9 protein-coding genes are annotated in these 10242 nt (G+C 61.3%); 1 reads left to right on the forward strand and 8 read right to left on the reverse strand.

All coding sequences use genetic code 11. The features are described from left to right. Window positions 1-34: 34 nt before the first annotated feature. From kdpA to ACTHNE_RS10500, 7 genes are all read right to left on the reverse strand, one after another. The gene (gene kdpA, locus ACTHNE_RS10470; protein ID WP_324944919.1) at window positions 35-1837 is read right to left on the reverse strand and encodes a potassium-transporting ATPase subunit KdpA; all 1803 of its coding nucleotides are present in this window, start codon (window positions 1835-1837) and stop codon (window positions 35-37) included. Continuing rightward, on the reverse strand, window positions 1834-1926 hold the full coding sequence (gene kdpF, locus ACTHNE_RS10475) for a K(+)-transporting ATPase subunit F (protein ID WP_324944916.1): 93 nt from the start codon (window positions 1924-1926) through the stop codon (window positions 1834-1836). The genes kdpA and kdpF overlap by 4 nt, the downstream gene beginning before the upstream one ends. A 393-nt stretch (window positions 1927-2319) precedes the next feature. Further along, on the reverse strand, window positions 2320-4185 hold the full coding sequence (locus ACTHNE_RS10480) for a DEAD/DEAH box helicase (RefSeq protein ID WP_324944913.1): 1866 nt from the start codon (window positions 4183-4185) through the stop codon (window positions 2320-2322). Window positions 4186-4308: 123 nt separating this feature from the next. After that, window positions 4309-4872 carry an FUSC family protein gene (locus ACTHNE_RS10485; RefSeq protein WP_324944910.1) on the reverse strand — a complete coding sequence of 188 codons (564 nt, stop codon included), beginning with the start codon at window positions 4870-4872 and terminating at the stop codon, window positions 4309-4311. A gap of 13 nt (window positions 4873-4885) precedes the next feature. After that, window positions 4886-7213, reverse strand: coding sequence for a 3'-5' exonuclease (locus tag ACTHNE_RS10490; RefSeq protein WP_440269215.1), 2328 nt, complete (start codon window positions 7211-7213; stop codon window positions 4886-4888). Window positions 7214-7291: 78 nt separating this feature from the next. Further along, window positions 7292-7510: a hypothetical protein gene (locus ACTHNE_RS10495; protein ID WP_324944904.1), complete on the reverse strand. Its 219-nt coding sequence runs from the start codon at window positions 7508-7510 to the stop codon at window positions 7292-7294. A gap of 120 nt (window positions 7511-7630) precedes the next feature. Beyond that, window positions 7631-8950 carry a hypothetical protein gene (locus ACTHNE_RS10500; protein ID WP_440269216.1) on the reverse strand — a complete coding sequence of 440 codons (1320 nt, stop codon included), beginning with the start codon at window positions 8948-8950 and terminating at the stop codon, window positions 7631-7633. Window positions 8951-9669: 719 nt separating this feature from the next. Here ACTHNE_RS10500 and ACTHNE_RS10505 point away from each other — a divergent pair. Continuing rightward, window positions 9670-9825 (forward strand): prepilin-type N-terminal cleavage/methylation domain-containing protein, encoded by a 156-nt coding sequence (locus tag ACTHNE_RS10505; RefSeq protein WP_440269217.1) that lies wholly within the window; start codon window positions 9670-9672, stop codon window positions 9823-9825. A gap of 187 nt (window positions 9826-10012) precedes the next feature. Here ACTHNE_RS10505 and ACTHNE_RS10510 read toward each other — a convergent pair. After that, on the reverse strand, window positions 10013-10242 hold a 230-nt coding region (locus ACTHNE_RS10510; RefSeq protein WP_440269218.1), incomplete at its 5' end, for a hypothetical protein.

The raw sequence follows: 10242 nt of genomic DNA on the forward strand, positions 1-10242 counted from the left end.
GCCTCTCCTGTAAAGGAAGGGGCGTCGAAGCAGATCAATGCATCGACATCAGGTGCTCGGCGATCGGGCCGAGTGCCAGTGCGGGCAGGAAGGTGAGTGCGCCGACGATGATTACCACGCAGGCCAGCAGGACGATGAAGAGCGGTGTGTGGGTCGGTAGCGTGCCTGCCGAGGCAGGTACGTGCTTCTTGGCGGCCAGCGACCCGGCCATGGCGAGCATCGCGATGACGAGCATGTAGCGGGACAGGAACATGCACACGCCAAGCAACACGTTCCAGAACGGCGTGTTGACGGAAAGGCCGCCAAAGGCACTGCCGTTGTTATTGGAAGCGGACGTCACCGCGTACAGGATTTCGCTGAAGCCATGCGCACCGGGGTTGGCCACGCTCGCTGTGCCGGCCGGTACCATCACCGCGATCGCGGTGCCGATCACCACCAGTGCGCAGGGAATCAGCACTGCCAGGCTGGACATCTTCATCTCGTACGCTTCGATTTTCTTGCCCAGGTATTCCGGCGTGCGGCCTACCATGAGTCCAGCGATGAAAACCGCCACCACGGCAAAGGCCAACATGCCGTAGAGACCCGAACCCACACCACCGAAGATCACTTCGCCCAGCTGTATCAGCCACATCGGGACCAATCCGCCAAGCGGGGTGAACGAGTCGTGCATGGCGTTCACCGAGCCGTTGGAAGCTGCGGTGGTGGCGGTGGCCCAGATCGCGGAGTTCACGATGCCAAAGCGCGTCTCCTTGCCTTCCATGTTGCCGCCGGCCTGCAACGCGGACGCATGCTGGTCCACCGCCAACCCGTGCAGTATGGGATTGCCGCTCTGTTCGGCAGCAGTACAAGCCAGCAGCAGCGGCACGAAGATCACCAGCATCGCTATGAGCAACGCGCGGCCCTGGCGGCGATCGCCGACCATCTGGCCGAACGTTCCGCACAGCGCTGTCGGGATCAACAAAATGGCCAGCATCTCCAGGAAATTAGCGAACGGCGTCGGGTTCTCGTACGGATGCGCCGAGTTCACGCCGAAGAAGCCGCCGCCGTTCGTGCCCAGTTGCTTGATGGCGATTTGCGAGGCGGCGGGCCCCATGGGTAGGGTCTGCGTGGTCAGCGGGGCAGGCTTGGTCACGGGGTTGCCGGCAGCATCCTTGACTGGATTGCCGGCGGCATCCGTCACCGGCTGTGCATACGTGCTGGTCTGCACGACAGGCACATCCACATAAGCTTTGAAGTTCTGCACCACGCCTTGCGATACCAGCACCAAAGCCAGCAAGAATGAGAGCGGCAGCAGTACATAGAGCGTGCTGCGGGTCAGATCGACCCAGAAGTTGCCGATGCCCTGGCTGGACTTGCGCACGAAGCCGCGGATGACCGCGATCAACACCGCAATGCCCGTTGCCGCGGAAAGGAAGTTCTGCACGGCCAATGCCGCCATCTGGGTCAGATAGCTCATCACCGACTCGCCGGAATAAGCCTGCCAATTTGTGTTGGTCACGAAGCTGATGGCCGTATTGAGCGACAGATCCGGGCTCGCTGCCGGAAAATGTTGCGGATTCAGCGGAAGCCACTGTTGCAGACGCTGGAAGGCATAGACGGCCAGCATGCCGCACACGTTGAAGGCCAGCACGGCGATGGCATAGCGCTTCCATCCCATGTCTTCGTCGGGATCGATGCCGCAGAGGCGATAGATCACGCGTTCCGCAACGCCACCCGCGCGGGTGACCTTATTGGGCTGGTCGGCAAACACCAGTGCCATGTAGCTGCCTAGCGGCTTGGCGAGCAGCAGCAGCACAACCAGGTAAATGCCGATCTGCAAAAAATCGTTGGCAGTCATTCGAACCACTCCGGTTTCAGCAAGGCCACGCACAGATAAACCGTCAAAGCCACCGCGATGGCGGCGACCAGTCCGTAAAAGAAATTCATGGGAATCGCCCCTTTTAGAGAATTCGACGCGCCGAACGCGATCAGCTACGCGGTCCCAGGCGGTCGCAAAGCAGCAGGAAGCCCAGCGTGGCCGCAGCCAGCGCAAAACCGAAAAGCAGGTAGATGAAATCCATGGATGTCGCCCGACGCCTTTTAGGCTGTGCACTTTAGGGGCCGGGGCATAAGAAGCGGGTAGCAAAAACGGGCCGCCGCATAAAGAACGCGTAAATTTACGCCCAGGCCCAGGCCCAGGCCCAGGCAGCGCCGCGCGTAGTCCTGAAGGCCCCCTGCCAGGCCAAAGTCCAGTCGGGTGCCGACGTGCCCTCCTTCGCTCTCCCTTGCCCGGCGCGCATACAGTGCGGTAACGGGTACGTGGAATAGCTCAGAGCATCCCTAGAGTTGGTTCAGCTGGCCCTGGATGTCGTTGATCGACGCGCGGATGCGCGCGGTGAACACCGATTCCTCGTGATGGATCAACACCAGCTGTTCGGTGGCGCGCGTCATGGCGACATACAGCAGCCGGGCCGTTTCCGCCTCGTCCTGGTTCGGCTTGGGCAGGGCGCCCAGGCCGGGAATGATCACCACCGGAAATTCCAGACCCTTGCTGGAACGCATGTTGACCAACTTGACGTTGTCGCCGCTGGTGAAGAGTGAGTTCTTTGCGCCTTGTCCGGCGAGATGACTCGCGATGCCGGCCTGTTGCAAGGCCTGATGGATTTTTTCGCCTTCCCAGTTTGCATGGAACAGCACGGCGATATCCGATGGCGCGCGCCCCTGTTCGAGTTCCTGCCGGATGGACGCCAGCACGGTGCGCAGCTCGTCGGCGGCGTTTTCGGCGCGGATCAACGTGGGTATCGCGCCGCGGCGGCCGGCGCTTTCGGGAGCGATCAGCGGAACGTCTTCGTCATCCGTCGCGCGGCTCTCGAACAGCTCGTGCGCGAAGCGCCGCGCCACCGAAAGGATTTCCAGCGTATTGCGGTAATTGATGCGCAGGATGGTGGTGCGGCCTTGTGCCTGCACGCCCACGCTTTTCCAGGTGAAGGCCGGGCGGTTGGCTTTGCCGTAGATGTTCTGCGCGTCGTCATAGAGCACGAGTAGCGAGTTGGTCGCCGGATCGACCATCTGCACGATCAGGCGATACCAATGCGGCTCGAAATCGTGGCCTTCGTCGATCAGCACCGCGCCATATTGGAAGCGCGGAATCTGGTTGCGCTCCACGCCTTGCATCACGCACTCGACCATCGCTTCGTAGAAACCGTCGCCTTGCGGCGGCAACGGCACGTGATAGGCGGTGAGTACCTTTCGGCACCAGCTATGGAAGTTGTACACCTGCACCTTGTCGGCCAGGCCGCGCTCGCTCATCAATTGATCCAGCCGCGCGGCCAGCGTCTTGTTGTAGCACAGCACCAGGATCGGCTTGGACAGCGTGCGCGCCAGGTGCATCGCGCGGAAACCCAGGATCATGGTCTTGCCGGAGCCGGCCACGCCATGAATGATGCGATGCTCGTCACCCAGCGAGCGCGCCAGTTGTTCCTGCTGCATGTCCATTACGCGCACCAGGTCGGGGATGTCGATCGCCGCATCGTTCGCGGGACGATCCAGCGGCAGGCCGAACTGCCCTTCACCCCATTCCACGCGCAGTTCCGGGAACAGGTGCCAGCGGATGCGATCGATCTGCGGCAGCGTGAGCATGCACGGAAAGGCTTGCGTGAACATCGCCCACAAGCGTGCCTGGAAAGTTTCCGCATCGACGGTGTCGTACATCTCGTCGCGACAGATCGCCAGATGCGCCGGGATCACCTGTTCCCATTGCGCGTCGGCAAACTGCTTGCGGGTGACCTGGCTCAGTACCACGCCGTGCGCCCACGGCATCGCCAGGTGCCCCGCATGGCGATGGCCGGTCGGATGCCGCAGCGCCGGATCGCGCTCCAGCAGCATCTTCACTTCCAGCGAGTACGCATGCGCCTGGCGCAGCGGATTGATCTTCTTCACCGCGCCCTGCGGCGTCAGCAGCGTGAACCTGTCCTTGTCTGCCTGCAGGACGTGCTCCTGCTTCCAGTCCTTCACCTCCAGCACCAGCAGACCGCGGGCGGGATGGAACACCACGAAATCGGGCCGCGACTGGCGCGGGCCGATCGGCACGTCGTACCACAGCAGGTAGTCGTCCTCGAGTTTTTGCTCGAGCCGTTCGGCGAAACGCTTTTCGCCCGGCCACATGCGGGCAAGGCAACTGTTGCGGGTGGGGATGAGCGTGGCCATCCGTACCTTCCTGCGTTCGGCGGTGCCGCCGATCATAGAACAGTGCGTAGCTGCGGAGGTTGGGGTGAAAACCCCAACATCGGGTCTCTGGAAGCATCGCGATGCTGGGGTTTGCACCCCAGCCTACGGGTTTTCGCCCAGCCAGTTTTCTATCTTGTGCGCCAGCCAGGTCACCAGCAAGGCGCTGGCGATACCGATGGTGACTTCGCCCAGGCGCGTGAGCGCGATGGTCCAGAACGGGCCTTGATGCGGCACCAGCATCACGATGGTCACGGTGGTGGCGCTGAGCTTGCCGGCGCTGCCGATGTTGAACAGCCAACACAGCACGATGGAGATGGCCATGGTGATGGCATAGGCCAGGTAATTGTCCTGCGCGAGATAGGCGCCAGTCATCGCGACGGTGGCGCCGATCGCCGCGCCGATCACCTGGTCGATCGAGGATTTTCGCGTATCCACGTAGCTCTGCTGGGTGACGGCGATGGCGGTGATGGCACCCCAGAACGCCTGTTGCGTGTGTAACAACAGACCCAGCCCATAACCGAGACTGGCGCCGGCCAGCGCCTGCGCGGCCAGTGACAGACCGTTGGCCAGGCGATGGCTCCACGGCAGGCGTTGGTAGACATCCTGCAATTGACGATGGAAATGGCCCAGCTCGCGGCGAAGTTCCCGGAAAGCCCGCCCGTTCATCGCTGCGCCTTCGCTAGAGCGGCGTGAGTTTGGCGTAGGCCGCCACCAGCCACTTGCTGCCGGCGCTTTCGAAATTCACCTGCAGGCGCGTATGCGCACCGCTTCCTTCAGCGCTGATGATCACGCCTTCGCCGAAGCTGGGATGGCTGACACGCTGGCCCAGCTTCACCGGCAGGTCTTCCTGCAGCGAGGGCGCGGATTCGGCGAAGCGGCCGGCGTACAACGGACGGCTGACCTGCACGCGCGGGCGTATTTCATCGAGCAGGGAGGGCGGCACTTCGCCGAGAAAGCGCGATGGCCGTGACAGCATCTCGGTACCGTGCATGCGCCGCGATTCGGCGTGCGTGATCACCAGGCGTTCGCGCGCACGCGTGATGCCGACATAGGCGAGACGGCGTTCCTCTTCCAATCGCCCTTCGTCTTCCACCGAGCGCTGGCTGGGAAACAGGCCTTCCTCCAGGCCGACCAGGAACACCAGCGGAAACTCCAGGCCCTTGGCCGAATGCAGCGTCATCAACTGCACGCAGTTGTCCCAGGACTCGCCCTGGCCTTCGCCGGCTTCCAATGCCGCGTGCGAGAGGAAGGCGGAAAGTTCGCTCAAGCCTGCTTCGATATCGTCGGGCGTGAGTTCGAAACGGCTGGCGACGTTGACCAGTTCGTCCAGGTTTTCCACGCGCGATTCGGCGTTGCCGCGGCTGTTTTTTTCGTAGAAGTCGCGCAGGCCCGATTGGGTGATGGCGTGGTCGATTTGTTCGGCGAGGGAAAGCGTGCCGGAAGTTGCAGCCCTCTTCCCTTCGGGGAGAGGGTTGGGTGAGGGGTCGTTCGGAGCGAAAATTTCAGGCGAGGTTGGCCCCTCACCCCCTCCATTTTCCCTTGGGAAAATGGAGGGGTCAGAATTTTCTCCCCGGTGGGGAGAGTGAGAAAAGGTGCGCGCCATCTCGTCGATCATGGCGAGAAACGCCTTCACCGCATTCTTCGCACGGCCGGCCAGTTCCGTGCCGGAAGTGAGCTCACCCAACGCCGCTTCCCACATCGAAAGCCCTTCGCCACGTGCACGACGACGCAATACATCCAGCGTGCGATCGCCAATCCCACGCGGCGGCGTATTCACCGCGCGCTCGAACGCAGCATCGTCATGACGGTTCGCCGTGAGGCGCAAATAAGAAAGCGCATCCTTGATTTCCGCACGCTCGAAGAAGCGCAAGCCGCCGTACACGCGATAGGGAATATCGTGCTGGATCAGCTGCTCTTCGAAGTTGCGCGATTGTGCATTGGAGCGGTAGAGAATCGCGCAATCCTTCGCATCGCCATGTTCGGCGATGTATTCACGGATGCGCTCGATGACGAAGCGTGCTTCGTCCTGTTCGTTGTACGCGGCATACACGGCGATGCGCTCGCCTTCTTCGCCCGCCGTCCACAATTGCTTGCCGAGGCGGTGGCCGTTGCGCTCGATCACGCTGTTGGCGGCTTTGAGGATAGTGGAGGTGGAACGGTAGTTCTGTTCCAGCTTGATCGTGCGCGCGCCGGGAAAATCACGCAGGAACTGCTGCACGTTTTCCACTTTGGCGCCGCGCCAACCGTAGATGGCCTGGTCGTCATCGCCCACCACGAACACCTGGCTGCTGCGGCCGGCCAGCACGCGGATCCACGCGTATTGCAGCGCGTTGGTGTCCTGGAATTCGTCGATCAAGAGGTAACGCCAGCGCTGCTGGTAATGCTCCAGCACCGCCGGTTGCTTCAACCACAACTCGTGCGCGCGCAGCAGCAGTTCGGCGAAATCGACCAGGCCGGCGCGGCGGCATGCATCTTCATACGCCTGATAGATCTGCACCAGCGTGCGCGTGACCGGATGCTGGCCGGCCTCGATGTTTTCCGGGCGCTTGCCTTCATCTTTCCAACTGTTGATCTGCCAGACGGCCTGGCGTGGCGGGAAGCGTGCTTCGTCCAGGCCAAGTCCGGCGACCACGCGCTTGACCATGCGCTGCTGATCGTCAGCGTCGAGAATCTGGAAGCTTTCCGGCAGTTCCGCTTCGCGCCAATGGCGGCGCAACAGGCGATGCGCGATGCCGTGGAAAGTGCCTACGGTAAGGCCTTGCGTGCCGCCGGGAATGAGATTATCCAGGCGCGCGCGCATTTCGCCCGCGGCCTTGTTGGTGAAGGTGACGGCCAGGATCGCCCAGGTCGGTACGCGCTCGACCTGGTTGAGCCAGCCGATGCGGTGGGTGAGTACGCGGGTTTTACCGGAGCCGGCGCCGGCCAGCACCAGGTAGTGGCCGGGTGACGCGCAGACGGCTTCGCGCTGCGCGTCGTTGAGCGATTCGATCAGGTGGGAGACATCCATCCCCAGGATTGTAACGGGTGTGCCAACACCGCACGACCGTAGGTTGGGGTGCAAACCCCAACATGGGAAATCGTGACGTCAGCGCTTGGAAAACAACCCGCCCAGCACCAGCAACGCGCCCACCACGATGCCGCTGATGCCCAGCCACTGCGGCACGGCCTTGTCGTGCGTGGCGGTGAGCTTGGCCGAGCCGAGCTGGAATACGGTGTCGGTCTGCGTGTAGCTGCCGTGGCCGAACACCACCCACAAACCGCCGACCAGCAGCAGGATGCCTACGATGAACAGAAGAATGCGCATGGGTTCGCTCCGTGAAAGGAATGCGCCGATCATAGGCGTCCGTGCCGTGCGAAGGAAGGCGGCTGTGCGTGTGCTTGCCGCCGTTTCCTCAGCGAACTTTCATGATCGGCGCCATCGCCATCAGAACTTGTAGTCGATCATCAAGCGGTTGTAGACGAAGGTCTTGTTGGTCGGATTGAGGTTGTTGACGCCGCCGTTGGAAAGCTCCCAGCGGTCGCGCAAGGTCAGGCCCTTGAGCGCGCCGTCCAGGTGATAGATCACGTCGAAGTACAGATCGTGACTGTTACCGCGGTAGTAGGTGAAATATTTCGCGTAGGCAGCGGTGAGTTCCAGGCGTTTGTCGAGCAGGTCGTAGGTGAACTTGCCCTTCCAGGCATGGCCGGGACCGGATTCGATCAGGCCGCGGATCATCGAGGTGGTGTAGAGGGGATCGCTGGCGTAGTTGCTGGTGAAGGGCGAAATCAACGCACCGCCGCCGACCGCGCCCGCTTCGTGTGCCACCTTGTTGTAGAGGATGTCGAAGCGGCCGTTGGGAATCACCACGCCGACGTCGCCGCCGACGACGCGGCTCTTCACGTGAGTGCCGGCCACGCCGAACAGCTTGGTGCCGGTTTCGGTAAAGCGGTTGTCCGAGCCGTAGCTCTGCGAGAGGTATTGCGCGCCAACGGCGGGATTGAAGCCGCTGCCGGTGTTGTACACATAGCTACCCATGGCAAAGGTGCTGTGCGCGAAATGCATGAAATCGTAGTAGCGCAACTGTGCGTTCAAGCCGCCGTGCACGTAGGTCGTGCCGCCTTCCCAGGTGCCCGGTGCGGAACGGGCGGTCAGCGGCAGCGAGCCATTGTTGCCGTAGCTTGAATCGCCATCGTATTTGGATGGGTAGTACAGGTTGTCCGGATACATGCCGCGCGAAGTGCGGCTCTTCCAGCTGTATTCGCGCACGGCAAACAGTTTCCAGCCGGTCACTGGCGTGATCTGCACCTTCAACGCGTTGTACGAGGAAGGAATGATGCGTGCATCGTTGTTGCCCATCCACGGATCGTCGGTGAGGTACTGGTAGCCGCCGCGGAACAGGAACATGCCGTGCTGGTACTGCAGGTAGGCCTGGCTGAAGGTGCCGATGGAATTGGCAGGTCCCGTCAGCGTGGTGTCGATCTTCGCCGGCGTGTCCGAATGCGTGCCCAGCGAATTGGCCGTGGCGAACGAGGCGCCGACGCTGAAGCCGGTCAGGAAGGTGCCGGTCTGCGCATTGATCAGCGCGCCGACGGCAAAGGCGTCGGCGTTCGGTACGGTCTTGCTGGCGTACAGGCGGCTGTAGTTGTAGAGGCGCAGGTCGCCGTCCACGTGGCCGTTACTGAAGATGTCCCCGTCTGCGTGGGCGGCCGTGCTGGCTGCGAACAGGCAAAACATGGCGGCGGCAAGCGCCCGTGGCTTCAACATGCTGGTTTTCTCCCCAATGGTAATGATGGGGGCGGCATCCCTCGAGCCGCCCTTCGCGAACATTTGTGCAAAGCAGCATAAGCGATTGGCGGCGAAGGCGCTACAGTGCGATGCGCACAATACCCTTGACCGTAGCGTTTATGAGCGATCGTCATCAAGCTTCAAACATTGGAGCGAATCGCAGAAGCCTGGCATTACTGCACGAACTCGTATGCTCGATCTATTCCACGCACCTGCCACCTTGCAGCAGACTTGCGCTTGCGCCTGATGAAAGCCGCACCTGCGATGCTGAGCATGCTCTGAAAGAATGGTCTGAAAAGATTGTTGCGGCACATAGTGAAATCTGCTGCACAAGCAACGCACTTGAAGCTACGTTCATACAATAAGCTAATTTACGCAACATTCTTGGATGCGCTTAGCGGTTTGATTCAGGCTGTCCTGCATGGGGCGGCCGGCAGGATGGACGTTTTTCACCGATGCCTCGAAAGAACGGGAGATCTTTCGAGCGTTTGACATCGGTATGTGAGCTGCATGGCGACGACTCCGCGGGCATGTAGAAATGCTTGATGGGTTTGTCTGCGCGAGATGAAAGCGAGCGCGCAACCTACCGGCGACGGTGGGCAGGCATCGCTTTGCGGAAAGTCTGGCGACTATGCAGCTCCGAAGGGTGAAAAACGCGAAGCCGTGACCTGCCTTTCAACGTGCATGGAGATGCCGCTGTGTACCGTCCCGTGACAGTACGACTGTGTAAAGGATTCACGCTGCTCGAACTGCTGGTGGTGCTGCTGGTCATCGCGCTGCTTGCCGGCTATGTGGGCCGAAGTTGTTCGGCGAAATCGGCAAGGCGCGCAGCAAAACCGCTACGGCGCAAATGAAAACCCTGGGCGGTACGGTGCTGACAAGGTATGGCGACAACCGCACTGCGAGGGCATAGCGGTGGCACGCTGCACTGTGGTGCGCTTGTATTCCACCGGACGAAGCCAATTACTACCGACAACAGGCCTCCAGCCTGGCACTGGCGGCATCCATAAACCCAACAGCCTCCACCAAAGCCGGGGCGTTTCACCAATTGAGATTGCCGTTGGCGTTGCCGTTAAAAGAGCCCGAATTGAAATTGCCGTTGGCATAATTCCAATTGTTATTGCCGTTGACATTTCCGTTAAAGTTGCCGCCATTATGATTTTCGTGTGAAGTGGGGACGGGGGCATGATGATTGCCATTTCCTATAGGATGCGCCTGTGCTGAACAGCAAAGCGCGGATGAAACAAAAAAGACAATCATTGACGTGTTGT

Source organism: Dyella sp. (assembly GCF_051954575.1).
Lineage (GTDB): Bacteria > Pseudomonadota > Gammaproteobacteria > Xanthomonadales > Rhodanobacteraceae > Dyella_B.

Excerpts from the sequence above, each read along its gene's own strand:
- kdpA (WP_324944919.1), bottom strand. The coding sequence starts at position 1,837 with ATGACTGCCAACGATTTTTTGCAGATCGGCATTTACCTGGTTGTGCTG.
- kdpF (WP_324944916.1), bottom strand. The coding sequence starts at position 1,926 with ATGAATTTCTTTTACGGACTGGTCGCCGCCATCGCGGTGGCTTTGACG.
- ACTHNE_RS10480 (WP_324944913.1), bottom strand. The coding sequence starts at position 4,185 with ATGGCCACGCTCATCCCCACCCGCAACAGTTGCCTTGCCCGCATGTGG.
- ACTHNE_RS10485 (WP_324944910.1), bottom strand. The coding sequence starts at position 4,872 with ATGAACGGGCGGGCTTTCCGGGAACTTCGCCGCGAGCTGGGCCATTTC.
- ACTHNE_RS10490 (WP_440269215.1), bottom strand. The coding sequence starts at position 7,213 with ATGGATGTCTCCCACCTGATCGAATCGCTCAACGACGCGCAGCGCGAA.
- ACTHNE_RS10495 (WP_324944904.1), bottom strand. The coding sequence starts at position 7,510 with ATGCGCATTCTTCTGTTCATCGTAGGCATCCTGCTGCTGGTCGGCGGT.
- ACTHNE_RS10500 (WP_440269216.1), bottom strand. The coding sequence starts at position 8,950 with ATGTTGAAGCCACGGGCGCTTGCCGCCGCCATGTTTTGCCTGTTCGCA.